The organism is Malaciobacter marinus (assembly GCF_003544855.1).
Lineage (GTDB): Bacteria > Campylobacterota > Campylobacteria > Campylobacterales > Arcobacteraceae > Malaciobacter > Malaciobacter marinus.
The window spans coordinates 1,410,025-1,433,160 of record NZ_CP032101.1 but is presented as its reverse complement, the minus strand read 5'-3'; the positions used below and the strand labels follow the sequence as shown (position 1 = coordinate 1,433,160).

Sequence of the window (23,136 nt, the reverse complement as noted above, 5' to 3'; positions counted from 1 at the left end):
AATGAATGATACTAAACATCTACATGATAGAGTAAAAAAAATTCTTTATTCTCTGACAGGTATTACACTTGCAGAGAATAAAGATATTATGATTGCTAATAGATTACACAAGCTAAAACGAGATACTAAATTTACAGGTGGAGATTTAGAAGCTTTATTAGATTCGATTGAAAATGGAAATAATACAACAGAATTTATCAATTCATTCACAACAAATAAAACACATTTTTTTAGAGAATGTTTTCATTTTGAAGATTTAAGGGATAGAGTTTTACCAACTTTTGCACAAAGTGGAAATCAAATTAAAATGTATTGTTCTGCTTCTTCAACAGGAGAAGAACCTTACTCTATGGCAATGACAGTTATGGAAGCAAGAGAAAAATTGGGCAAAAGTATAAATGCATCAATTATTGCTACGGATATTGATACTAATGTATTACAATTTGCAGCAAATGGAGTTTATAGATTTTCTAAATCTTCAAAAGAGTTTCCAGATTGGATAAAACCTCCTAAATATTTTAAAAGACGTGTAGAAAAGAATCTTGCAAATGAAGAAATATTGATAAAAGTAAAAGATGAAATAAAAAAAATGATTACATTTAAGGTAATGAATTTAAATGATTTATCTTATCCTTATAAAAAAGAAGAGTTTGATGTTGTTTTTTGTAGAAATGTACTTATATATTTTTCAGTACAAGATCAACAAACAATACTTAAAAAATTATTTTCACATTTAAAAATTGGTGGAACTTTATATCTGGGTCATTCAGAAAATCCACACGATTTAATTAATTATGTTCAAAGAATAGGACAAAATATTTTTGTTAAGACTAAGGATATACATTGATTTTAATTGGACACAAAGATGGAGGAATAGAAAGAGCCTCAAATAGTAGATTTAATCAAAAGATTAAAGGGTTTAATACTCATACAATAATTGGTGGTGAGTTTGCAGTGGGTAAAGATAGTGATGAAATTGCATTTAAGACACTTCTTGGTTCATGTGTTGCAATAATGTTTTATGATAGAGTGCAAAAAATAAAAGGAATGAATCACTTTTTGCTTCCTTCTACAAAAAACTCAAATGATGATATGAAATATGGTCTTTATTCTGTGGAAGCAATGCTAAATGAAATGTATAAACTTGGATGTAAAAAAGAGAATATTACTGCAAAAATTTCTGGTGGTGCAGATATTATGCAGCTTTCTAATGCAATTCCTAATAATAGTATTGGCTTTAGAAATGTCGAGTTTGCAAAAGATTTTTGTAGAGCAGAGGGCTTTAAACTTATTAGTGAACATACAAGAGGGGAACATGGTAGGTTGATTCTTTTGACAAATGATTTTAGCACTTTTATTAAAGTAACACAAAAAACTGCAACTGATGTTAAAATTGTCAATGAAGAAAAAGCTCTACAAACAGAAATTGCAAAAGAACCAGTTATTAAAGAATATGTTGGTGGTGTTGATCTATTTAATGAAGATATTAAAAAGAAAGATGAAACACAAATGGAAATCGAACTATTTTAAATGAGATTAAATGTATACAGTATTAGTTATTGATGATTCACCCTCAATGAGAAGAATCTTAAAAGATATGGTAAATTCAATTGATGAGTTTGAAGTAATTGCAGATGCAATGGATGCATATGATGCAAGAGAAAAAATCAAACAATATGAACCTGACTTGGTAACAATTGATATTAATATGCCAAAAATGGATGGAGTAACCTTTTTAAGAAATCTTATGAGGCTCCATCCCATGCCTGCAGTTGTTGTTTCAGGTGAAGGCGTAAGAGGAAATGATATTTTTGATGATGGTGCAGTAGGATTTATTCCTAAACCAGAAGCTGGTGAATCAATGATTAAATTTCAAGAGAGAATAAAAGATACATTAATGAATCTAACTTTCTTACTTAAAAGATATACACTAAAAAAGCCTAAAGCATTAAAAAAACCTAAAAAAGTATCATCAAATGAAGTTGAATATAAAATTCACCCCGATGAAGTCATCAAATCTTTTCCTGCTACATTTCCAGGTAGTAGAATAATTGCAATTGGTTCTTCTACAGGTGGAGTAGAATCTTTATTGAAAGTATTTAAACGTTTACCAAAAAATTTGCCTCCTATTGTTATTACTCAACATATTCCTTACGGTTTTTCTTCTTCTTTTGCACAAAGGTTAAATGCAAATTCAGAAGTAGTAGTACACGAAGCAAAAGATGGAATGATTCTTGAAAATAGTCATGCATATTTAGCTCCTGGGAATATGCATTTAACTATTGAAAAAAGAAGAGACGGTAAATACATAACAAGACTTTTAGATACAAAAAAAGTAAGTCATCATAAACCAAGTGTCGATGTTCTATTTAGATCAATAAATAACTCTGCTGGAGGATCAGCTATGGCTGTTGTGATGACAGGTATGGGTGATGATGGTAAGATAGCAATAAAAGAGTTATTTGACAATGGAGCTTATACTGTTGCTCAAAATAAAGAGAGTTGTGTAGTCTTTGGAATGCCTGCAAAAGCAATTGAAGCAAATGCCATAAAAGATATTATTCATTTAGATGAAATAGCAGATTATATTATAGATTTTTCAAAAGGTAAAAAAAGAAAGTAGGGTATAAACCTACTTTAAAATATATCTGTTGTTCTTTTCAACTTGTCTTTATCAAAATGCGTATAAATTCTAGAAGTATTTATATCTGCATGGCCTAATGATTCTTGAACTAAGATTAGATCCTTACTTTTTTGATAAAGCATTGTCGCAAATGTATGCCTTAACATATGTGCACCATTTTTTTCTTTTCTAATACCTACACTTAATAAAATTTTTTCAACAATACTACTAATATATGCTTGACTTAAAGGATTTCCTTTCTGATTACAAAATAGAAGATTCTCATCACAAATTCTATATTCAAACCATTCATTAAGATCTGTTTTAATAATTTTTTCTTTTATCATAACAACTCTTGGTTTATTTCCTTTTCCTCTTACTTGAATAATAAAGGCATCTTCATCTTTATTGAAGTCTTTTAAATCAATATTTATTGCTTCACTAACTCTTATACCTGTATAGAGTATTATTTTTATAATAAGTCTATTTCTTGCAGCTATTTTAGAACTAAATGGATATTTATCAATACCATCTAAAAACCTAGCAATTTCTTCTTTTTTCATAAAAGAGGGTAGTTTTGTACCTGATTTTCCTGCTAAACCACCCCAGTTTTTTAATTCTATCCCAAACCTATGAACAAAACCATTTTGTTCTTCATTTTGCTTATCTATATATCCAAAAAAAGAGATTAATGCAATTCTATAGTTTTTTTTAGTTGCATCAGAAAGATTACTAGTTTCAGTTGCCAAAAAATCACTTAGTAACTCTTCATCAATCTCCTTTAATGACTTTGCACCAAAATTAATTAAAAAGTAATATAACTTTTCAAGAGGAATAAAATATACATGAATACTATTTATTCCATTATTTCTAACTTCTTTTATTGTCTTTTTTAGTTTATCTATATCACTAAAACCTTTAATTAGCTCTTGCAATGTTTGAGCTAATCTATCTTTATTCTTAACTTGTCTATTAGATAAGGTTGTCATCTTATTTCTTAAAAAACGTGACAACCAGAATAAATATGTTTTTTCAAAGTTATTTTCACAATCTAAAGGATATTTCATTAAAAGCCTTTTATATATATATTACTTTTGGAAACTATAATTTCCAAACTAATGTGCTGAAACTACCATAAAAACGCGGTTTTATAAAATTACTTTCTTATTTTACTATTCTTTAAGCTTATTTAAGGTAGTAAAAATGTCACAAGACAATATGAAATTTAAAATGAATTATGATGTTAATTGTCCCGCTGAACTATTAGCGAACGAAAGTATAACAGATGTTGAATTAAGAGTTTATTTGATAATTAGAGCATTTACAAAAGGTAAAGATAAGTCTTGTTGGTTAACAAATGAACAAATCTCACAATGTTGCGGTAAAAAGCCCACTTTAGACAAAAATAACAAACCTCAATATGGTGCAATTAAAAAAGCCATATTTAATCTAAAAGAAAAAAAACTTATATATGTTGACACTAGACAAAACAGAACACCAAAGAGAAAAATATACATAGGAAAACAAGCATTTGAGAAACAACATGGTTTAAGTGATAATAATGCCCCTATTCCTGATAATTTCAACAATGTAAGTCATTTCAGAAACGCAGTAAAAGACCGTGCTACGGGATATACACTACGTATGAAAATTCAAAACGAAACTACTTATTTAATGATTGCTAACAATGGAATTGTTAATAAAAATACTTACAAATTAATTGATAATGAAACTGCAAAGAAATGCTGGGAATTTATATATCAAAACAAACAAGAAGAAATAAGAAATTATATTAAAATTAAGGAGCAAAAATGAGTTGGACAAATTGGTTAAGTAAAGGATTAGATGTTGCGAAAGTAATCGCGGGACCTACTCCAATTGGGGCTATTATAACTGTTGCAGATTCAATCGTAGATGAAACTGTAAAAGACAAAGGTATTAACAATGATGATGTAATTGACACATTACAAGTTATGTTAAAAAGTAAATGGAATGATTTAACACCTTTAAAAGTTGAACTAATCAAAGATATTATAAATAGTGATGGTAATACAAAAGATGACATCTTAGATGAATTAGGTATTAATAACGCGGTAGATAGTGCATTTATAAATAAAGATAGATTGTAAAGGGAAAAAATGAGTTTAGAAGAAAAAGAAAACTTAAATGAGATTGTTAAAGATACTGGGGATAATAATATTATTCCTGATGAAACTTTGGATAATACTAGTAATAACAATTTTGAAACTAAAGTTAAAAGAAGAAATGCAGAAGCTAAAAAAGCAAAAGAAGAGCTGGAAAATGAAACAGAAGAGGAAGAGCAGCCAAAAACAAAATCTTTCTTAAAAACTGTATTAGCTTTTGCTGGTATTGGTTTAATTGGTGTTGGTTTATTTGGTGCATTTAGAACGCAAAAACAGCCGCAAAACACGCAAATTTCGCAAGATGAGGGAATGAGTAATGAAAACATATGAGCAAATAAGTGAGCAAATGGGAACAGAAAATGAGTTTCCATTTGAGGAAAATGAGCAAAGTTTAACAAAGACAAGGGCAGAACTTGAAAAGATGACAAATAAAGAACTTGCAAAACTTGCAGAGCCTTTACAAAGTCAATACTCTTTTAACAGCTTAAAAGGTAGAAGTAAACCTTTTTTAATTGATATTATCTTAGGAGTAAATAAAGAGCCTAAAATTAATAACAATGCAAAAGCTGCACATAAAACAACAGTAAATGAAAGTGAAGATATTATCACAACTGGATTATCAGTTTTACAAGGTATAAAGCAACAAAGAGAGGGGCAAGAAGCATTGTTAAATCCAATCGCACAAGAGCTATTTAAAAACAGCGCAGTTAATACAGTAGATAAAGCAAGAGCAGAGGGAACACTAAGTTCTGAAAAATTTAGCACTGCCCTACTTGCTTTAAGTGGAACTGCATTAGTTGTTGATAGTGTTATTGGATTTAATAATATTCCTACATACTTCACAAAGTTAAAAGCAAGATTTACAAAAAAAGAAGAGGTTCAATCTTGATACAAAACAAGATTTATACAATCATTGGTCATAAAGGATATGGTAAGACTACTCTTACAGAGAAGTTAGCTATCTTAACAGATAAGCCTACCATTATCCTGGATCCTAGATTTCAGTATGAAGAAAATATTAGAAGATTAGTATTTACGAGTGTATCTAAGTTTCACAAGTTTATAACGAAAAGAGATAATTATAAACTATTTATGAAGCATAAATTAGAATTAGTCGTAAATACTATTGATGAAGCTGAAGAACTAGCAGAAACAATATTTAAAATGAAAAATATAACTTTTGTAATAGATGAAATAGATATGTTTTTTGATACTAGAACAGACAAGAAGAGCTATTTTAATAAACTTGTACAGTATGGTAGACATAACAGAATAGATATCATTACTACAAGCAGAAGACCCGCTAATATAAGCAGAAATTTAACAGCTTTAACAGATATATTTATTTTTAGTAGATTAAGAGAGCCAAATGACAAAAAATATATAAAAGCCCTACTCGATTCAAGTTATGCTGAAATGATTGCTGACCTTAATAAGTTTGAGTTTTTGAGAATTGAAGATGAAAAAAAGGAGATTATAAAAACAACTGAAAAAGACCTACAAATTTTAAGCTAAAAAAAAAGGCTTTAAAGTGCATTTCCCCAAGCACACTTTAAAACCCTCGCAAAAATAAGTCCTTGCCGAACTCAATCAAATAAGACCATTATTATAGCCAAAAAGGCTTAAAAAATCAACATAAAAAAGGAGTACTCAAAAATGAGTCAAAAAAATCTTTTAAAAGGTGCGATGATTGGCTTCGCAGTTGTTATCATAAGTGATGTAGCGGGTAAATGGATACCTCAAGCTAAAGCAGTATAGGGAAAGGGGAAAAACAAATGAATTTCACACAAACAGATTTAGGATTAGCACTTGGATGTATGGCGGGAATTATTATCGCAAAAAAATTTATTAGACCAGTTATTGCAGGGGCATTATAATGGCAAGATTATATGAGAGATACGAAAATCACGCGCTTTATAGTCCAAGTTCTCAAAAGAGAATTGAATTAAGTAGAAATTATCATACACAATATTTACTATTAAAATTAACAGTAAATCATGATAATGCAGCTGGTGCAACTTTTAAAGATGAGGCTTTATTTGGGTTAATAAATCAACTTGAAGTAATTGCAAATGGTAATCAAACTATTAAACAAATTCCGAGTAAAAAACTTTACTTAGATAATATTATTGGTACATCTCAAAGAGGTATGCATTCAATAGATACAAGTGAGGGAGCTGGAAAAGAAAGTTTTGTTTATGCTGTTATACCTTTTAGTATGTTTAACACTATCAGACCGCACGATACTATCTTAAATACTGCATTATTTACAACTTTTGACTTGTTAATAAACTGGGGTGGAGATAGTTCAATTGGTAGCGGTATAACTGTAAATAATGCAAAATTAGATGTTTGGTCATCTTCTTTGATTAATTACAAAAGAAATGCAAATGAAACAATTAGTTTCTTTAACTCAACTAGTTTACTAAAAGAAGTTACTAGTACAACAAATGAGCTAACTATTAGCTTACCTACACAAAAGCTTTACAAGTCAATTCAAATCGTTTCTACCGTAGATGGTAAAAGAGTTGACAACATGATAAAAGGTGTAAAGATAAAGTCTGGTAATACAACTTTTGTTGATATTGACGCGAACGCATTAAGGGCAAAAAACGTATTTGAGTTTAAACCCGAAGCATACAATTTATTAAAAGGTTGCTATGTGGTTGATTTTACAATTAGAGGTCGTATGACTGATTTACTAGACACTATAAACAGCTATAACACTTTAGAAGTTGTTTTAGATGTTGAGAAACAACCAGGGGAAACAAACAATGTACATATCTTAACTGATACAGTTCAAAAAACAAATATTTTAGAAAAGTAGGTGATTTATGAGCATGTGGGAAATGTACACGGGAGGCGACTCCACTCCCACTAATTGGAGTTTTGGAGATGTTACAGACACAGCAAATGAATGGATGGAAAACATTGGAAGTGTTTGGGAAAAATACACAGAGATTGAAAATGCAGTAAAAGGCAATTCAAACAAAAATGACAATAGTGCAAAAGCGCAAGAGTATGAGAACATTAATCAAAATGCACAACAAGACTCAATCAATCCTTTAAAAAATATAAGTAACACAAATTTAGTATATGGTGGTATTGGGTTACTTGCATTGTTTATAATATTTAAGGATTAAACATGGGGTTATTTGGTGGAAGTAGTCAAAGTACTAGTAGTGTTGTAAGTTCTATTGATTTTAGTCCAATTATACAGTTTGGGGAAGACCAAACGAGTACACAAGATAAAGTTAATAGACAAGACGCAACTACAAGCCCTAAACTTGATGATAGTTTAGGCTTAAGCGCTTCCGTTGGTGTTGCGGGTGGTACAGGTGGACCAGCACAAACAAGCAGATATCAAGAAGAAGATGCGCAACCTAAAGAAGCTGGAGTATTAAGAAATATAGGTACAGATGATAATAAAAAGCTTCTTTATATTATTGGTGGTGTTGGTGCTATTGGTGCAATTTATTTGTTAATTAATAAAAAATCTAAAAAGAAAAAATAATGTACTTTTTAGATAATTATGATTTTTTAGAAGAGTTAGTAAAAGAGGGTCAAGCAGACCCTCAAGAACCATTTATAAAAGATGGTTTTTGTATAGCAGATAAACCATCAAATCCAAATACAACTTATGTATTTATGTTTGATAGTGGCTTTATTTGGGCTTTATATGCTTATACAAAGAAAAAAAATAAAGCTTTTCTAAAATTTCATAAAAAAGTAGAAAAACTTATGTTTTCTTTTAACATGCCAATCTTAAGAATAGGAAAAAATAGGGATTATAAAAACCACACTGTCCCTATTGGCAAATTAGGAAACAATATAGTTTATCAATTTGTGAAGGATTAGCATGGGTGGCGGTGGAAGTAGTTCTAAAAACTACACTTACAATACAATAGATGTAAAACCAGTTACAAATGTAGAAATAGACACGGAAGAGATTGCTAAAGCAATAAAAGATGGCTCTTTAGAAGAAAAAGAAGCAATTATCGAAACTACAAAGCTAAAAGCAGTTTTAGCAAAAGCTGGTCTTGATTTAGAAAAACAAAAACAAGCACAAGAATTTTTTAAAGATGAAAAAACAAGAAACCAATTAGCCTTACTAACGGTAATAATTGGTAGTTCTTACATCTATAAACATTTAAAGAAAGGAAAAAAATGAGTACAGTTGACTATAACATAGCAAGAGTACCAATAAGCGAAAAAATAAATAACTTTCCAATCTCAGGTGGTAGAAATTATTTAATTTTACTTAGCGCTCCAGCTGGTGCTAATGTTACTGTTCGATTAGGAAGTAACCAAGCGGACGAAATACCAATAAAAGAAAACTTTGCATTAAAGACAAGCAATGTAACAGAAATTTATGTAAATTGTAATGCAGTTGAAAATGGAATGTTAGTATTTGGGCAAAGTTCAAGAAGTGATAACTTTGAAATATTACCAAGCCCACAAGTAAACAAAATAGGAGAAATAAACAATTTAAATAATTTGCAAAATGTTCAAGATTTGCAAAATGTTCAAAATTTTAGCCCTGCTCTACTAAGTGCATTAGATAAGATTTTTCATCCATTAGACACTAATAAAGATAAGTATAGTTACATTTCTGTTACTTTAACCTCTAGAGTTGAATATATTAGTACTATTTTAGATTGCGATGAAGTTGAGATTTTTATTTGTCCTAGAAGTACAATGTCAAATTTTTATTTAAGAGGCTTTACAATTGATGTTATGTTACAAGGTGTTTATGTAAATACTACTAATTATTGTGCTACAGGTTTAGATGTACAACACAAAGATATAAGTAAAAATATAATACTCAAAAACACAAAGAATAAAAGACTGCAGGTATTTAGTAAACTTTATGAGAATGATAGATTAAAGTTAGATATTACATTAATAAAAAGATATAAAAAGGTATAAAATGACAAAAAATCAAAGAGAAGAAATAGAGAAACTTTTAAAACAAAATGAAGTTGCTGTTGATATACAGCAAGTACAAATTGCAAAAGATGAAAACGGTTATCCTGTTTTTGAATTAAGATTTGAAAATCCTCCAACTAATTACAAAGTAGTAAAAATCATTGAGCCTTACAAAGGCGCAGTTTTAGAGGATTTAGACTTTAAAGAGGTGCTTCAAGATGAAGCAACAAAACAAGCTTAAAGCCCTTTTGGCTTTAGGTCTAATTTTGGGAGGTGTAAAAATGCACTCAAAAGAATACAAATTTTACGGGCTTATTGGTGGCGATTTAGAGATAATGGCTAAAATTACAATGGCATGCAAAGTAATATCGCCTAAAACAGAACAAGAAGCAAAGCTTTTATTGGCTGAAACGATTGCCGTAGAGTCTAGGAATGGAAAAGCCACGGATTATTCAAAGGAATATGGCGAGGGTTTAACACAATTTGACCGCCCTACTTTTACAGATGTTAAAAACCATTTTATGGCAAACATATTCAAAGAGCTTAGACAAAAAATTAAAAATTTTTTAGGTGTAGATATTGCAAAAGTACAATATACAGACCTAAGAAAATCACCGATGACATCTATCGTATTTGCAAGACTATTATATTTTAGAGTACCGGCCGCAATACCTAAGACAAAAATTGGAAGATGGCAATATTATAAAAAATATTTCAATTCTGTTTTAGGTGCAACAACACAAAGTAAATATTACAATGCAATGGAATACGCAGTATTTAAAGATAATAATCCAAATATGGTTGGCTAATATGTTTAAATCAAGATGGACGACCATAAATGAAGATGGAGAAATAGAAACTTTAGAAGCAAAAGACCCGACTTATAATCCTAACTTAGAGTTATACACAGATTATAAGTTTACAAATAGTCAAAAATTTGACTATTGGGAAAATGCTTTAAAAGATGAAGCTTCAAACACATTTTTACAGATTGATTCTGTTTTTACAAATGCGGGAAATGGCATTAAAAACGCTTCAAAAGCTTTTAAATATTTACCTTTAATTGCAATTGGTGCGGCTGCACTATTTGCATATAAAAAGGTTGCATAATGGAAGACATTTTAACACTAATAACCAATAATTGGGAAGTATGCTTTCTTTATGGGATAAAATATTTAAAAGATATCTCAAACAACTTGCATGATTTAAAAACAATCGTAAAAGTGCATGAAGCAGAAATAAAAAATTTAAAGGCTAAAAATGTTTGATAACTTAGACTTAGAAGCTCCAGCTAAAGCACACGCGCAAGAATTAAACAAAAGTATAGATAAAATATCTACAAATATTCTAATTGGCTTAGGTTTAATCGCCTTAGCTGTTGCATTTAAAAAGAAATAAAACAATTTTTCTATAAAATTGCTGCTTAAAAGGAGCAAAATGAAGAAAAATATTTTTATAGCTATAACTGCAGCAACTGTTATGATTGGTTGTGCAAAACAACCAATTGCAACAGTTGAAGCAACAGACTATGCGATGAGTTGTGAAGCACTTATTCACGAAATCAAAGAGATAAGAACACAATTAAGCAATGAAGAAAATAAAAATCTTGCTAAAAATGTTGTTGGTAAAGTTATGACACTTGGTATCTATAGCGCAGATGAAGAAGAGGAAATTATGCTTAGAGAAAGAGCGAAAAGCCTACAACTAATCTACACTATAAAACAAGCAAAAGGCGAATGTAAGGCATTAACAAGAGAAGATATTAAGATTGATAATGCAGTAATTCAAACTACAAAAGAAGCAAAAGAAACTATAAACAGTTTAAAAGAATAAATCTGGCGGGGCGCGGGTAAAAAAAACTATAATTTTTCCGCCCTACTTTTTTAAAAATCTCAAACATAAACAATATGGAATAAAAAACTATTTGAAATATACTCACAATCGAACAGAAATGGCTCTATTTCTTTAAAACTATCCTAATTAATATCAATACTAACCTTTAGTTTAAAAAAGCCATATAGAGAAGATATGAAGTTTTTTCATATCTTCCCTAGAAGATACAATCTTAAAAAAGTTTGCTTTAGCAAACACAATATTGGGCTTTAGCCCTCAAAAAATCCCGATTTTGCGACGCATGGAGCATAAATATCCTTTCTCACACAAGCCCCTGGGCGCAGTGTTCAAACAATGTGAGCCATGGGCGAACACCTTTTAACCGTCCTAAGGAGTGAGCCCAAGCGAATGTATTAGGACGCGACCGAGCGCAAGCGAGGGAGTAAGCAACCCCTAAGGGGTGCGTTTCTCCTTTTTGTTTCATTACATGTTAATTCTTGAAATAATGTTAGCCTTATGTTAACCTTTTTACTTAGTCATTAGATTTCTTTTTTATTCTTACTTATTACATAGTAATAGGAGTTTCTCTAAGAACCTAGGTTATATTCTCTAAGAACCTAGGTTATATTCTCTAAGAACCTAGGTTATATTAAATTTATTTTGCTACACTTTTAATTCACAATAATGTTATAAAATAGTCATAAATTTAAAATATTTTAAGATTGAATAAAGTTTAAGGTTGTTAAAATGGACGAGTTAAATTTTTCTAGTCAAGATGAAAGACTTAGATATCTAAAAGAAAAAGAGATAGAAAGGTCAAGAAAACTAAACAATGCCAAGAAAAATATAGGTATAACACTTACTTTCAAAGCGTGGGAAGTTGACAGAATACAGCGAAAATCTAAAGTGATAAAAAAGCTTTATGGAGTCAAAAGAAGCGATGTTTTAAAGAAAGTTTTGTTAAACTTAGATGATGAGGATTTAATTAATTTTCTAGGAATGAATAGAAATAAAAAGTAATACAAACGCCCCAAAGAAAAATTGCAGTTTTTCTTTGAGATTTAAACAACCCGACGAAAGGTTTTTGTGTTTGTTTGTAAATTAATTTTATAGTGTTATCACTTAAATGTAGCTGAAAATGGTTACTATAATTTCCAAACTATAACATATGCTTTATTAAAATACCCTAAATCTAATAGTAAATAGCTTCATTGCTATTTACTATCATACATAGATAAATCATCCATTGATACAAATAAACCTTTTTTTGATATTTTTCCATAATGATCATCAAATTTTGTTTTATATACTTTTTCTATTCTAAGTAATCTTCCCTTTAAATAAAAAGAACTTTTTATTTTTGTATCATTTAACATATTTGTTTGTTTATAGTCTCCATCATAAACAAAAACTTCAATTGGGTTTGTTTGCATTTTAAAAAATGTATAACCTTTTTCTTTATCAATTTTGTACAGTTCATCTAAATTTACTTGTTTTTCTTCTTTCTTTTTAGGTGTCTCTACACTTTCTTGCTTTGTAGCATTACAACCTGTAAATAGCATGGTAAATACTATTGTCGTAGAAATAACTATTTTTTTATGCATTATGCTCCTTTATTTAATTTAAAAGTACTCTTTTTCTAATTTTTTTATTTATATCCTCAAACTTGACATACACAGGTGTTATTTTAAAAACTTTGTATCCTTCTAAAATATCATTTTCTTTATAATATTTATTCTTATATTTAATCATATTATTTTCATACATTAAATGTTTTTTTATTTGTGCTAAATTATCTCTAATTTTAAAAATAGTTGTCTTTTTAGATTTTATTAAATCGCCCTCTTCTTCTTTTTTTATCTTTTTTTCTTTTTCTATAGAAGATATTGGGTTTATTTGATTTTGTTGATTTAATTCTATTATTGCAGTTATTGTATCATTTTCAATGTTTTTTATTATTTTAATATTATCTAGTTTAGTGTCTATTTCATTATTTTGTAATGATTTTTCTTCTTTTAATTGTACTTTTTCTACTTGCTTAAGAGTAAGTGCATTTTCAATAGTTTTATTATCAAAAGGCTTATTATTAGTAGTTTTAATTTTTACTTCATCAGTTATTTTATCATTATTAGGGATAGTGAAAAAAGTCAATAGGCCTAAAAATACTACCGTGAAAACACTACCTACAATAATATAATTTTTCTTTTTTATAATATATCTTTTATTTTTAAATAGTATTATTAGTTTGTCTATATTGTTAATAAAAGAACATTTAATACTTGACAGTATTTTTTTTAAATATTCAATATTTTTGTTATGATTTTCTTTTTTATTAATGGTTTGATTCTTTTTTTTCAATAGTACTTCTATTTCTTCTTCATTATAATCTTTTAATTCATCTAAAAAGATTTCAATAATAGATTTTTCTTTAGCTAAGTATTCATTTTCTTTTATTTTTACTAGAATAGTTTTTAATTGCCCAGGAGTTATTTTATATTCTGCTAACAAACCATCTACACTTAAATTGTTATTAGAATCGATTAATTTTTCATAAATACTGCTATATATATTTATACTCATTAAACTACCTTTGATAATTTTTATCATTATTACAAAATAATAGTTAATATTAGTTTAAAATAATAAATATCCTTATTATAATCTCGATTTTAATAAATACTTATCACCCTCTAGTAAACTCTTTGCCCTCAGTAGAATAAATAACTCTCTTTCCATATAGCTCATATTCATCTTTTTTCTCATTTGAAGGTTTATTTACAAAGTTTCCAACTTGTGAAGAGTGGTGTAAATAGTTGTTTTTTAACTCTTTATATATTTTTGTATTCTCTTTTTTTAAAACTTTGTGCTCTTTAAGTGCTTTATATGTTTCTTTTAAAGTTTCATCATCTTTAAAACTATGATCAAATTTACCAAAAGGAACCATCTCAAACTCATCTTTTCTATTTTTTTGTGTTTTTGAATCTACATATATAGCTTTATCATACATTAATCTCATAGCTACATGTTCATATTTATTTGATACTTTTGGTTTATACATATATAAATGTAAATGATATTCCCAATTTGAAGAGTTTCCCCAAATATCTTCTCTTGTATTTAAATTATATACATTTTTTATATAGTAATAAAAACCTTCTTTATTTTCCAATTTTTCAATATCATCTTTTAGTTTCTCTTTCTCATTTTTTGATTTATTTTCTTTTTCTAGTTCTTTTTTTAATTTCTCTATTTCACTTTCTCTTTCTTTTTGTTTTTCTTTCATTTCTTTTATTTCTTTTTTTGAATCTTTTTGTATTAATGCATTATTTTTTAACCAATTATATTTATTATTCCACTTTTGTATATTTTTTCTTAAGTAATCAGGTAGTTTTTTTTCTTCTATTATAAAATCACCAAGATAAACCAATTCATTTTCTTCATTATATCCCCCTCCTACATCTGCATGTGCTCCAGGAACATAAAACTCTTCAAATCTTGCACCACCATCTTCTCTTTTTTCTGTACTTTCTTTATAATAGTGCTTATTTATATTTGTAAAGATAGAGTATGCTTCAAAGTTATATCTAAACTCATCATCTGCCATTAGATGAACTACATGCCCTACTTTTTTATTATTATCATTTTCAAAAAAGTTTATATTTAAATCATCAGAATCATTTGATTGCATAATTCCATAATGTGTTACTGTATCAAACAATCCTGCAAATCTAAAAGAGATTGATTCAATTGTTATCTCTTTTTCTTTATAAAAAGGATTATAAACTCTATGATTATTGTTATTTGGATTAATATACTCTATATCTGTTCTAAGTGGATTAAAAATAGTCTTACTTCCAATTCTTACATAACCATTACTTCCAAAAAATTCATAAAAAATATCTTTACTATCTTTTGTTTTTATTGTATATTCTCTTTTTTCATTTTTTACTAATTGTGTATTTTTCAAAAGTGTACAAATAAAATGTCTTGCACTAGTAGAACCTCTACTAAATCCAAATACATCTAAAACTAGTTCATCCATATAAGTTATTGAATCTTTTCTTAATTGTTCAACCATTTTTATACAAGAGTATAGACAATGTGCTATTACTCCACTCTCTCCCATTCCAAGACCCAGTCCAACTACAGAGTCATCTTCATAATCTTTTTGTATAAAAGGATTAAAAGTTCCAGAACCACTTTCATAAAGTTTAAATCTAGTATTTGGAAGAGCATCTTTGTTTTTCTTTACATCATCTCCATCATATAATTCATATAATCTACTTATGTTTGTTTCACCATTTGTAAAGCTACTATCTTCATTATCATCTGGAAGTATTTCTTTTATTATATAATCAGAAATAGTTTTTTCTTGGGCATCTTTTTTACTATTTTTTACATCAAGTAAATAATCAAATACTTTTTTTGAATCTTTTTCTGCTTTTTTAGTAGTTATAATTTCATCCTTGCCTACAATAAAAACCGATTTATTATCAAAATATCTTATTGAAGCGTTGTTCATTTGATTTATAATTATTTTTTTTGTTTTTTTTGTAAACTCTGGGTTATCAGTTAATAGTATGTGGTATTGAATAGTTTTTTTATCTAATGTTTCTAATTCATCTTTTGAACGTCTTAAGCCATCTCTATTTTTTATTTTATCTTCTATATCTTTTGCAGGCTCTTTTAAAAACTCCATAAAGTTTTTATAAAAATCTATATTATATATATTATTATTTGTTCCATCAAAAAATACTCCATATTCGATTATTAACTCAGGCATAAAAGAGGCTATTATTTTCTCTTCATAAGATATTAGTTCTAACTCTTTTGTTTTAGAACCATCTTTTATATTATAAACATATGGCATAGATAGTACTATATATGCTTGTTCATTTTTATTTAATTTTTTTGAAGTTTTATTTACTTCTTTTTTTATAATTTCATTACAACTATCTTTAGTAAAAGTCAAAGCAGAAGTACTTTTCTTTTCAAGATTTTCTTTTAGATTTTTTTGCAGTACTTTTTTATATGCATGGTGATACTTTTTTGCTTTTAATACACTTCCATAAGATTTTGAGTTATACAATTGAGTGGTACAAAGTTTTACCAATTTTTTATCAATTATCTCTTCATTTACACCACGTAAATCATCGAAAATTAAGGGTTTATTATTTTTAGTACTCTCTTTTTCTACAGCTTTTATCAAATAAGGTTTATATTCTTCTATTACTTTATCTAAGATTATTTGTTTATCATCAGTTGAATTCAATAACTCTTTTATATCTTCATTTGATATAACCATATAAGCTATTCTAGTTTTTATATCTTCTTCTATTGCTTCATTCTCTTTGGTACAAAATTCATTTAAGTGTACTACTTCACCCTCTTTATGAAATGCATTTCCTTTAGTTATATCATTACTCATATGATACTCCTAATTTTTCTAGTCTTCTTTTTGCTCCATTATCACCAAGTTTTGCAGCTTTTTTATACCAAATAATTGCATTTTTCTTATCTTTTAAGTCATTTTCATATGTATATGCTATATTAAATATTGAATCTAAATCATTTTGTAAAGCACTAAATTTGTACCATTTTATAGCTCTATTATACTCTTTAAAATTCTTCGCATATATATTTCCTACTTCAAAAGCACAACTTTCACAATTAATTTTATTATATCCTTCTTTAAACCAATAAATTGCTTTTTTAGGATTATTTATATCTTTTAAATACATAAAACCTAATCTATTTATTGATTCTTCATTTTTAAGTTCAAATCCCTTTTTATACCAGTCTTCTGCTTTTTTGTAATCTTTCTTATTTTCCTCATAGTATGTGCCAAGTCCTGCTGCACATAATCCATATCCCATTTCATAACATTTCTTTAAATACTTTATTCCTTTTTTATCATCTTTTACATCTTTATTTTTTATAAATAAAATTCCTAAACTACGATATCCCTCTGGTTCACCCAATTCTCCAACTTTTTTATATATCTTTATTGATTCTGTATACTTTTTTTGTTGATCATACATCAATCCAATTGATAATAGTGAATTTAAATCTCCTGTTTCATATGATTTCATAAACCATTTATATGCTTCATCATATTTAAAGTTTTTATAATAATACACACCTAAATTATGTGCTGATTTTCCATGTCCTGCATTTGCTGCTACTTTAAAGTTTTTAACTGCTTTTTTATTATCATGTAAAAAACTTAAATATAGACTTCCTAATTGTGCATATGATTCTATACTTCCTTTTTCTTTTCCTTTATTAAAGTAATCTATTGCTTCATCAAAGTTACCTTGTCTTGCATAGTATATACCTGCACAACTATATCCTTGTAGTTCACCCTCTTGTATTAGTTTTTTATATTTTTTTATATCTTCTTTTGTATATTCTATTTTTATGCATTGGTTTATATCATATTCACTTTTTTTTAATTCTTGTGCATTTAATACTACTGTTGTTATACATATTATTAGTAGGGTTTTTATTATATTTTGCATACTATTTTTCCTGTTTATTTGTTTTTGTATTATTCTTTACTTTTTGATTTTTTCTTTCATCATAAGTTAATCTTGTATTAGCACCATCTTGAATTTTTCCATCAATATATGCTAAGAAATTAATCTCATGAACTTTTTCTTCTTTTAGATTATGTATGATTGTCTCTTTTCCATTATATTTTTCTCTTTGTGTATCTTCTATTTGCCATCTTATTTGCGCTAACTCTTCTTGCCTTGGCTCTTCTACATTTAATACAGCTATACACTCACCCTCTTCTTGTGATACATGAGAGCTAACTATATCTTCAACTTCTAAATATCTTACAAGTTGTGTTTGTGTATATCCCTCTTCTTCACTATTACTTACAAAACAGTGTGCATGTCCTACTTTATAAATATTTTCTTCTTCTAAAGAAACACTCATTTTTAATCCAGTAATAGTAATATTATCATTTGTTGGATTATCTGTTAAAATATCAGTATCAGCTTCATCATTGTTTTTTATAAAATACCATTGTAATTGAGCTTCTTGAGCAGGAGTTAAATCAGTAGTTTTACTCCAAACACCATTATAAAACTTCTCAACAATAGCTTCATACTCTAAAACTTGTGTTATATCATCTTGTTTTTTAATTGTAGGAATTAATTCCACTACTCTTACTTTTTCATATAGTGGTTTTGGTATCTCTATTTTTGGTACATCTTTTGCACTTACTCCACCATTTGATGATGTTGTATCAACAGTTCCTGCTTTTAAAAATATTCCAGATGTATCAACTGTTAAGACATTTCCTCCACATTTTAAACTAATTCCATTAGTTGCTTCTAATTCAATTGTTTTTGCTTGGTATTTTACAGTTTTAGCCTTTAAATGATATGAATTTATTACATCTAACCTATAATCTTTACCAATTTGTAAAAACATATTTTGTAAGTATTTTTTCTTTACATCTTGCTCTATATATTCTGTTTTTGTACCTTTTATACGTTTTATCACATTATTTTCTACAATTGTTTTTAAATCATCTTTAACAATAGTAATAAAATCTTCTAATATATGCTCTTCACAATCTTGTTTAACAGTAGTAATAGATTCTTTCTCAACAGTTAAAATTTTATTTGCTTTTATACTCTTTCTTTCTTCTTCTCCAACTGTTATAATTGAGTCTTTTTGGATTGTCTCTTCTTTATCATTTTCTACTAATAGTTTTGAGTTATTCTCTACATGTTTATATTCATCATTTAATACATGTGTTTTTAGATTCTTTTGTGCTCTAAATGATAATAACTCTTCACCTTGTTTATCTTCAAACAGTATCTCATTATATCCTTGTTTATGTTCATATTGTGGCATTGAGTTTGTTTTGATATAACTCTTTGTTTTATCTTTTGGAAGGTTATATGGTACTTTATTCTCACCATTATACAAGCTTCCTATTATTATTGGTTTATCTATATCTCCATTTACAAAGCTTACTATTACTTCACTATTTACTCTTGGCAGAAATTGTGCTCCATAGTTATCTCCTGCAAAGAAGTTTGAGTATCTTAAGTAACATGATATTGTTTTATTCTCTTCAAAGTGAAACAATACTTTTATTCTTCCTTGTTCATCTACATCTATTGTATTTACATCTTCTTTTGTATTACTATTACTACTTGCTACTATTGCTGTTTGTACTGAGTTTATTTTTGGTTTTATTACTGTATATGGTGGAACATACTCTATATCTTTTGGTATTGAAGTAAATTCTACTTCATATTCAAGTTCATGTTTTTTATTTTCATTTATATTTTGTATATATTCATCCAATGCATTTGGAAAAATTCCATTATATTTTACTTCTATTACTATTACATCAAATACTTTTTTTGCAGCCTCATCTTCTAATTTTATACACAAAGAGTCATTTATTACTACTTCTTGGCTTGTTGCATATATTATATTTGATTTTACATATTCTCTTTTTGCTTCTATTTTATTATATTTATCCAAATCTTTATACAAGCTCTCATCAAGTACATTTAGTTTATCTCTTAGATTATTTCTTTTTATATCTGTTCTTAATTGAGTTGTTGATTGATTATCTTTTATGCTAGAAGTTATTGCTGCACCTGTTTGCACTTTATATTCTAAGCTTGGTCTATTTTTATCATAATAATCTTCTATTATATTTGTTGCACTAAATTTTTTACTATGATTAAATTGGCTTACTGCGCTATAGCTATTTATTATTGCATGTTCATTTAAGTTACACAAAATTATATTATATGGATTATTTGAAGAGTATTCTACTATAAAGCTATATCCCTCTTCTTCACAAAGCATTGTAAGAAATTCCAAATCACTTTGATTATATTGAGTTATATACTCTCTTGTTACTTCATTTTTTATATCTATTTTTACATCTACATTTATATTTAGCAGTTGATTATATCTATTTAGTATTTCACTAAAAATTGTACTTACTTTTCTTTCATGATATATCTCATATCTATTATTTAATCCTAAGTAATACAAGGGCGATACTATTTTTACTTTATACAGATGTTTTCTTGCTACTACACTATCTTCACTTGCTTCATAGACTTTTCCAAATATTGTTTTTTTATCTAAAGGATTTATTTCATCTTGAATTATTAGTTCTACATCTGTATCTACTATATCTTCTATTTGTATAAACTCTTCACTTACAAATATTACTTCAAATTCATAAGGTTTATTTACTTTACTATATCCATTTAGTTTATATACACTCAAGCTTTCATTTAGTATATCTGGCAGGTCACTTCTATAGTTTAACAACTTGATTCTTGATTTTATGCTTTGTGTTATTTCTTTTCGTAAATTTTTATTTATATTTGCTATTTGAGACATTAAAAAAACCTTACTTTAATTCATTGTAAAAGTAATTATATAAAAAACCTTTACAAAAAATTAAATATGTGGAAATATTTAATTTCCACATATTATAAACTATGCATTTAATGCTACACCAATTCTCCAGTCATCTTCACCAGAAGTACTTGCAGTTTCATGTCTCCAAGTAATTTTTCTATATGCAAAAGATACTTTTTCAAGTGGAGCAACTTGAGTTTTTTCAAGTCCTTCTTCTGTATCCATATATGAAGCAATATCAACAATAACTGCATCTTCTAATTTAATAGTAAAATAATGCTCTGGTTTTCCAGCATAACTTGTTCTATACCATTTTAATTCAACTTCTGTTAAAGTTTCTCCTTTTGTCAATGCATTATATAAAAGAGGTGAACTTTTATCAAAAATCTTAGATATTTCTAATGGTTCATGAACTCTTTGACCTGATGGCTGACCTGATTGTGGATCTCGTGGTATTTTGATATCATGAGAGAAACCTTTAATTAAAGCTTCATTCTCATGACCTTTTTGATAAGAGTTACCAACTGATTCTGGTGTAAATGCACCCTCAGTAATTAAACCTTGAGTACTTCCTTTAACTGAAATAAAAATTGGATTATTCATTCGCTTTCCTTATAAAAATTTTGTAAAAGTATTTTAACACTAAATAATTAAATAAATTATTAAATAACTAGTTAAAATGTAAAAAATTTGTAAAAAAATTATAATATTGATTGAAATTTATAGTTCTTATTGAAGAATCAGCAGATAAATTCCTATTAAGCCACTTTTTTAGATAAAAAGGAATTGTATGTGAATTATCAAGAATGATTTTATTATTTCTAATAACAGGTGTTTTTAATGTAAAAAGTTCAAAAACAATAGCTGCAGTAGAATATATATCTGATTTTTCAGTAGGAATTCCTCCATTTATAATTTCTGGTGCACTATATTTTGGATTATATGCTTTTACTTTATTATAGTCTAGATGAATTGAGTTATTATTACAACTCAAAGAAATTCCAAAATCAATTAATATTATCTTATTGTTATTATCAATTATTATATTTGAAGGATTAATATCAGCATGTATTATATTTTTTGAATGTATATATTTAACTGTATTTAAAAGTGTTTTGAAAATATCTATTTTTAAACTTTTATTCATATTAAAAATCGAAATATCATTTAATAGTTTCCCTTCAATATACTCTAAAATCAAATAAGGAATTTTAGTTTTTTTATCAATCCCAAAATCATATACTTTTACAATATTTGGATGATTTAATTCTCTTAAAAATTTATATTCACTAAAAAGCAATGATGAGATATCTTTATTTTTTATAGTAGTTGCATTTGGAAGTTTTATAACAATATTTGAGTTTGTATTAAAATGAAAATCATATATATCTTCTACTAAAAAAACATCACACAAACCACCTTGTGCTATTTTATCTTTTATCACATACCTTTTATTAAATATGTTTTTTATTTGTGAATCTTGTTTTTTTGATGTTTTTTTAATGTTTTTCAAAAGGTCATTCATCATTTTAATACCTTATTTATTATAATAGCTGTTATATTATCTTGAGCTTTTGTTTTTAAGATATTTGAGATTAATATATCCATACTTTTTTTTATTTCTTTTTGTTTCATAAAATATGAAATTGTATCTTCACTAATAAAATCATAAAGACCATCAGAACATAATAAAAAACGATTTATTTCATCAATATAAAAAGAACTTTTTTCAAGTATAAAACTTTTACTTGGTGCACTAATTGCAGATGTCAATACTTTCTTACCATTTAAAAGTTTACTATGATCTTTTGTGTGATATTTAAGAATATTTGTATAACTATAACATCTACTATCTCCACAATGAAAGCACACTGCCCTATTTTCATAAATATATAAAAGTACCACCGTTGTTCCAATAATATTATTTGGTTTTTTTATTTGTTTTTGTAAAAGTTGATGGGCTTTTATTAATTGATTTTGAATTATCTCAACATTTTTGCTAAAAGAGTTAGTTAAAACTAACTCTTCAAATAAATCCGTAATTAAATGACTTGCAAAACTCCCATCATTATGACCTCCCATTCCATCACAAACTATCCATATACAATTTTTATCATCAATAAAAAATGAATCTTCATTTGATTCTCTTACATATCCAGGGTGAGTAAAATAAACACTTTCAAACAT

At 27.3% G+C, this 23,136-nt stretch carries 30 protein-coding genes; 21 read left to right on the top strand and 9 right to left on the bottom strand.

Going from position 1 to position 23,136, the window contains the following annotated elements; genetic code table 11:
- The first annotated feature begins 1 nt into the window (after position 1).
- The 3 genes from AMRN_RS07095 to cheB are packed head-to-tail and all read left to right on the top strand — an operon-like array spanning position 2 to position 2,623.
- Entirely contained in the window at positions 2 to 847 is an 846-nt protein-coding gene (locus AMRN_RS07095) for a CheR family methyltransferase (RefSeq protein ID WP_099311504.1), read from the top strand.
- Complete coding sequence (locus tag AMRN_RS07090; protein WP_099311503.1) at positions 844 to 1,530, top strand: chemotaxis protein CheD; 687 nt, start codon at positions 844 to 846, stop codon at positions 1,528 to 1,530. Before AMRN_RS07095 ends, AMRN_RS07090 begins: the two co-directional genes overlap by 4 nt.
- Before the next feature lie 10 nt (positions 1,531 to 1,540).
- Entirely contained in the window at positions 1,541 to 2,623 is a 1,083-nt protein-coding gene (gene cheB / locus AMRN_RS07085; RefSeq protein WP_099311502.1) for a chemotaxis-specific protein-glutamate methyltransferase CheB, read from the top strand.
- A gap of 14 nt (positions 2,624 to 2,637) precedes the next feature.
- On the opposite strand, the gene AMRN_RS07080 is transcribed toward cheB, so the two are convergent.
- A complete protein-coding gene (locus AMRN_RS07080) occupies positions 2,638 to 3,690 on the bottom strand; it encodes a tyrosine-type recombinase/integrase (RefSeq protein ID WP_099311501.1) in 1,053 nt (350 codons plus the stop codon).
- Positions 3,691 to 3,826: 136 nt separating this feature from the next.
- On the opposite strand from AMRN_RS07080, the gene AMRN_RS07075 reads away from it, so the two are divergent.
- The 18 genes from AMRN_RS07075 to AMRN_RS07000 all read left to right on the top strand — a co-directional run bounded on the left by AMRN_RS07075 (position 3,827) and on the right by AMRN_RS07000 (position 12,549).
- Positions 3,827 to 4,438 carry a hypothetical protein gene (locus AMRN_RS07075; protein WP_099311500.1) on the top strand — a complete coding sequence of 204 codons (612 nt, stop codon included), beginning with the start codon at positions 3,827 to 3,829 and terminating at the stop codon, positions 4,436 to 4,438.
- On the top strand, positions 4,435 to 4,752 hold the full coding sequence (locus AMRN_RS07070; RefSeq protein WP_099311499.1) for a hypothetical protein: 318 nt from the start codon (positions 4,435 to 4,437) through the stop codon (positions 4,750 to 4,752). Before AMRN_RS07075 ends, AMRN_RS07070 begins: the two co-directional genes overlap by 4 nt.
- 9 nt (positions 4,753 to 4,761) lie before the next feature.
- Positions 4,762 to 5,097, top strand: a complete 336-nt coding sequence (locus AMRN_RS07065; RefSeq protein WP_099311498.1) for a hypothetical protein — start codon at positions 4,762 to 4,764, stop codon at positions 5,095 to 5,097.
- Positions 5,084 to 5,656 (top strand): hypothetical protein, encoded by a 573-nt coding sequence (locus AMRN_RS07060; protein ID WP_099311497.1) that lies wholly within the window; start codon positions 5,084 to 5,086, stop codon positions 5,654 to 5,656. The genes AMRN_RS07065 and AMRN_RS07060 overlap by 14 nt, the downstream gene beginning before the upstream one ends.
- Positions 5,653 to 6,282, top strand: a complete 630-nt coding sequence (locus tag AMRN_RS07055) for an AAA family ATPase (protein WP_165772852.1) — start codon at positions 5,653 to 5,655, stop codon at positions 6,280 to 6,282. The genes AMRN_RS07060 and AMRN_RS07055 overlap by 4 nt, the downstream gene beginning before the upstream one ends.
- Positions 6,283 to 6,643: 361 nt before the next feature.
- Positions 6,644 to 7,594: a hypothetical protein gene (locus AMRN_RS07050; RefSeq protein ID WP_099311495.1), complete on the top strand. Its 951-nt coding sequence runs from the start codon at positions 6,644 to 6,646 to the stop codon at positions 7,592 to 7,594.
- 7 nt (positions 7,595 to 7,601) lie between these two features.
- Entirely contained in the window at positions 7,602 to 7,910 is a 309-nt protein-coding gene (locus tag AMRN_RS07045) for a hypothetical protein (RefSeq protein WP_099311494.1), read from the top strand.
- A gap of 2 nt (positions 7,911 to 7,912) precedes the next feature.
- Positions 7,913 to 8,281, top strand: a complete 369-nt coding sequence (locus tag AMRN_RS07040) for a hypothetical protein (RefSeq protein WP_099311493.1) — start codon at positions 7,913 to 7,915, stop codon at positions 8,279 to 8,281.
- Positions 8,281 to 8,625: a hypothetical protein gene (locus AMRN_RS07035; RefSeq protein ID WP_099311492.1), complete on the top strand. Its 345-nt coding sequence runs from the start codon at positions 8,281 to 8,283 to the stop codon at positions 8,623 to 8,625. Before AMRN_RS07040 ends, AMRN_RS07035 begins: the two co-directional genes overlap by 1 nt.
- 1 nt (position 8,626) lies before the next feature.
- The gene (locus AMRN_RS07030) at positions 8,627 to 8,938 is read left to right on the top strand and encodes a hypothetical protein (RefSeq protein ID WP_099311491.1); all 312 of its coding nucleotides are present in this window, start codon (positions 8,627 to 8,629) and stop codon (positions 8,936 to 8,938) included.
- A complete protein-coding gene (locus AMRN_RS07025; protein ID WP_099311490.1) occupies positions 8,935 to 9,696 on the top strand; it encodes a hypothetical protein in 762 nt (253 codons plus the stop codon). Before AMRN_RS07030 ends, AMRN_RS07025 begins: the two co-directional genes overlap by 4 nt.
- Before the next feature lies 1 nt (position 9,697).
- Positions 9,698 to 9,937 (top strand): hypothetical protein, encoded by a 240-nt coding sequence (locus tag AMRN_RS07020; protein ID WP_099311489.1) that lies wholly within the window; start codon positions 9,698 to 9,700, stop codon positions 9,935 to 9,937.
- Positions 9,915 to 10,505: a hypothetical protein gene (locus tag AMRN_RS07015; protein WP_099311488.1), complete on the top strand. Its 591-nt coding sequence runs from the start codon at positions 9,915 to 9,917 to the stop codon at positions 10,503 to 10,505. The genes AMRN_RS07020 and AMRN_RS07015 overlap by 23 nt, the downstream gene beginning before the upstream one ends.
- 1 nt (position 10,506) lies before the next feature.
- On the top strand, positions 10,507 to 10,806 hold the full coding sequence (locus AMRN_RS07010; protein ID WP_099311487.1) for a hypothetical protein: 300 nt from the start codon (positions 10,507 to 10,509) through the stop codon (positions 10,804 to 10,806).
- A complete protein-coding gene (locus tag AMRN_RS14225; RefSeq protein WP_165772851.1) occupies positions 10,806 to 10,964 on the top strand; it encodes a hypothetical protein in 159 nt (52 codons plus the stop codon). The genes AMRN_RS07010 and AMRN_RS14225 overlap by 1 nt, the downstream gene beginning before the upstream one ends.
- Positions 10,957 to 11,094 (top strand): hypothetical protein, encoded by a 138-nt coding sequence (locus AMRN_RS14220; RefSeq protein WP_165772850.1) that lies wholly within the window; start codon positions 10,957 to 10,959, stop codon positions 11,092 to 11,094. The genes AMRN_RS14225 and AMRN_RS14220 overlap by 8 nt, the downstream gene beginning before the upstream one ends.
- A 39-nt stretch (positions 11,095 to 11,133) precedes the next feature.
- The gene (locus AMRN_RS07005; RefSeq protein ID WP_099311486.1) at positions 11,134 to 11,529 is read left to right on the top strand and encodes a hypothetical protein; all 396 of its coding nucleotides are present in this window, start codon (positions 11,134 to 11,136) and stop codon (positions 11,527 to 11,529) included.
- A gap of 747 nt (positions 11,530 to 12,276) precedes the next feature.
- Entirely contained in the window at positions 12,277 to 12,549 is a 273-nt protein-coding gene (locus AMRN_RS07000; RefSeq protein WP_099311485.1) for a hypothetical protein, read from the top strand.
- Positions 12,550 to 12,743: 194 nt separating this feature from the next.
- Here AMRN_RS07000 and AMRN_RS06995 read toward each other — a convergent pair whose 3' ends face one another.
- The 8 genes from AMRN_RS06995 to AMRN_RS06960 form a co-directional block, all read right to left on the bottom strand.
- On the bottom strand, positions 12,744 to 13,133 hold the full coding sequence (locus AMRN_RS06995; protein ID WP_099311484.1) for a hypothetical protein: 390 nt from the start codon (positions 13,131 to 13,133) through the stop codon (positions 12,744 to 12,746).
- Positions 13,134 to 13,146: 13 nt separating this feature from the next.
- Complete coding sequence (locus tag AMRN_RS06990) at positions 13,147 to 14,109, bottom strand: hypothetical protein (protein ID WP_118897396.1); 963 nt, start codon at positions 14,107 to 14,109, stop codon at positions 13,147 to 13,149.
- Between the two features lie 103 nt (positions 14,110 to 14,212).
- Positions 14,213 to 16,957, bottom strand: coding sequence for a T6SS phospholipase effector Tle1-like catalytic domain-containing protein (locus AMRN_RS06985; RefSeq protein ID WP_152031932.1), 2,745 nt, complete (start codon positions 16,955 to 16,957; stop codon positions 14,213 to 14,215).
- Positions 16,950 to 18,050, bottom strand: a complete 1,101-nt coding sequence (locus AMRN_RS06980) for a tetratricopeptide repeat protein (RefSeq protein WP_118897394.1) — start codon at positions 18,048 to 18,050, stop codon at positions 16,950 to 16,952. Before AMRN_RS06980 ends, AMRN_RS06985 begins: the two co-directional genes overlap by 8 nt.
- Before the next feature lies 1 nt (position 18,051).
- Positions 18,052 to 20,928: a type VI secretion system Vgr family protein gene (locus tag AMRN_RS06975; protein ID WP_118897392.1), complete on the bottom strand. Its 2,877-nt coding sequence runs from the start codon at positions 20,926 to 20,928 to the stop codon at positions 18,052 to 18,054.
- A 99-nt stretch (positions 20,929 to 21,027) separates the two neighbouring features.
- Complete coding sequence (locus AMRN_RS06970) at positions 21,028 to 21,552, bottom strand: Hcp family type VI secretion system effector (RefSeq protein WP_099310207.1); 525 nt, start codon at positions 21,550 to 21,552, stop codon at positions 21,028 to 21,030.
- Positions 21,553 to 21,619: 67 nt separating this feature from the next.
- Positions 21,620 to 22,477 carry a protein kinase domain-containing protein gene (locus tag AMRN_RS06965; protein WP_099310206.1) on the bottom strand — a complete coding sequence of 286 codons (858 nt, stop codon included), beginning with the start codon at positions 22,475 to 22,477 and terminating at the stop codon, positions 21,620 to 21,622.
- Positions 22,474 to 23,136 carry a PP2C family protein-serine/threonine phosphatase gene (locus tag AMRN_RS06960; RefSeq protein ID WP_099310205.1) on the bottom strand — a complete coding sequence of 221 codons (663 nt, stop codon included), beginning with the start codon at positions 23,134 to 23,136 and terminating at the stop codon, positions 22,474 to 22,476. Before AMRN_RS06960 ends, AMRN_RS06965 begins: the two co-directional genes overlap by 4 nt.

Excerpts from the sequence above, each read along its gene's own strand:
- AMRN_RS07095 (WP_099311504.1), top strand. The coding sequence starts at position 2 with ATGAATGATACTAAACATCTACATGATAGAGTAAAAAAAATTCTTTAT.
- cheB (WP_099311502.1), top strand. The coding sequence starts at position 1,541 with ATGTATACAGTATTAGTTATTGATGATTCACCCTCAATGAGAAGAATC.
- AMRN_RS07080 (WP_099311501.1), bottom strand. The coding sequence starts at position 3,690 with ATGAAATATCCTTTAGATTGTGAAAATAACTTTGAAAAAACATATTTA.
- AMRN_RS07075 (WP_099311500.1), top strand. The coding sequence starts at position 3,827 with ATGTCACAAGACAATATGAAATTTAAAATGAATTATGATGTTAATTGT.
- AMRN_RS07070 (WP_099311499.1), top strand. The coding sequence starts at position 4,435 with ATGAGTTGGACAAATTGGTTAAGTAAAGGATTAGATGTTGCGAAAGTA.
- AMRN_RS07065 (WP_099311498.1), top strand. The coding sequence starts at position 4,762 with ATGAGTTTAGAAGAAAAAGAAAACTTAAATGAGATTGTTAAAGATACT.
- AMRN_RS07060 (WP_099311497.1), top strand. The coding sequence starts at position 5,084 with ATGAAAACATATGAGCAAATAAGTGAGCAAATGGGAACAGAAAATGAG.
- AMRN_RS07050 (WP_099311495.1), top strand. The coding sequence starts at position 6,644 with ATGGCAAGATTATATGAGAGATACGAAAATCACGCGCTTTATAGTCCA.
- AMRN_RS07045 (WP_099311494.1), top strand. The coding sequence starts at position 7,602 with ATGAGCATGTGGGAAATGTACACGGGAGGCGACTCCACTCCCACTAAT.
- AMRN_RS07040 (WP_099311493.1), top strand. The coding sequence starts at position 7,913 with ATGGGGTTATTTGGTGGAAGTAGTCAAAGTACTAGTAGTGTTGTAAGT.
- AMRN_RS07035 (WP_099311492.1), top strand. The coding sequence starts at position 8,281 with ATGTACTTTTTAGATAATTATGATTTTTTAGAAGAGTTAGTAAAAGAG.
- AMRN_RS07030 (WP_099311491.1), top strand. The coding sequence starts at position 8,627 with ATGGGTGGCGGTGGAAGTAGTTCTAAAAACTACACTTACAATACAATA.
- AMRN_RS07025 (WP_099311490.1), top strand. The coding sequence starts at position 8,935 with ATGAGTACAGTTGACTATAACATAGCAAGAGTACCAATAAGCGAAAAA.
- AMRN_RS07020 (WP_099311489.1), top strand. The coding sequence starts at position 9,698 with ATGACAAAAAATCAAAGAGAAGAAATAGAGAAACTTTTAAAACAAAAT.
- AMRN_RS07015 (WP_099311488.1), top strand. The coding sequence starts at position 9,915 with ATGAAGCAACAAAACAAGCTTAAAGCCCTTTTGGCTTTAGGTCTAATT.
- AMRN_RS07010 (WP_099311487.1), top strand. The coding sequence starts at position 10,507 with ATGTTTAAATCAAGATGGACGACCATAAATGAAGATGGAGAAATAGAA.
- AMRN_RS14225 (WP_165772851.1), top strand. The coding sequence starts at position 10,806 with ATGGAAGACATTTTAACACTAATAACCAATAATTGGGAAGTATGCTTT.
- AMRN_RS14220 (WP_165772850.1), top strand. The coding sequence starts at position 10,957 with ATGTTTGATAACTTAGACTTAGAAGCTCCAGCTAAAGCACACGCGCAA.
- AMRN_RS07005 (WP_099311486.1), top strand. The coding sequence starts at position 11,134 with ATGAAGAAAAATATTTTTATAGCTATAACTGCAGCAACTGTTATGATT.
- AMRN_RS07000 (WP_099311485.1), top strand. The coding sequence starts at position 12,277 with ATGGACGAGTTAAATTTTTCTAGTCAAGATGAAAGACTTAGATATCTA.
- AMRN_RS06995 (WP_099311484.1), bottom strand. The coding sequence starts at position 13,133 with ATGCATAAAAAAATAGTTATTTCTACGACAATAGTATTTACCATGCTA.
- AMRN_RS06990 (WP_118897396.1), bottom strand. The coding sequence starts at position 14,109 with ATGAGTATAAATATATATAGCAGTATTTATGAAAAATTAATCGATTCT.
- AMRN_RS06985 (WP_152031932.1), bottom strand. The coding sequence starts at position 16,957 with ATGAGTAATGATATAACTAAAGGAAATGCATTTCATAAAGAGGGTGAA.
- AMRN_RS06980 (WP_118897394.1), bottom strand. The coding sequence starts at position 18,050 with ATGCAAAATATAATAAAAACCCTACTAATAATATGTATAACAACAGTA.
- AMRN_RS06975 (WP_118897392.1), bottom strand. The coding sequence starts at position 20,928 with ATGTCTCAAATAGCAAATATAAATAAAAATTTACGAAAAGAAATAACA.
- AMRN_RS06970 (WP_099310207.1), bottom strand. The coding sequence starts at position 21,552 with ATGAATAATCCAATTTTTATTTCAGTTAAAGGAAGTACTCAAGGTTTA.
- AMRN_RS06965 (WP_099310206.1), bottom strand. The coding sequence starts at position 22,477 with ATGATGAATGACCTTTTGAAAAACATTAAAAAAACATCAAAAAAACAA.
- AMRN_RS06960 (WP_099310205.1), bottom strand. The coding sequence starts at position 23,136 with ATGTTTGAAAGTGTTTATTTTACTCACCCTGGATATGTAAGAGAATCA.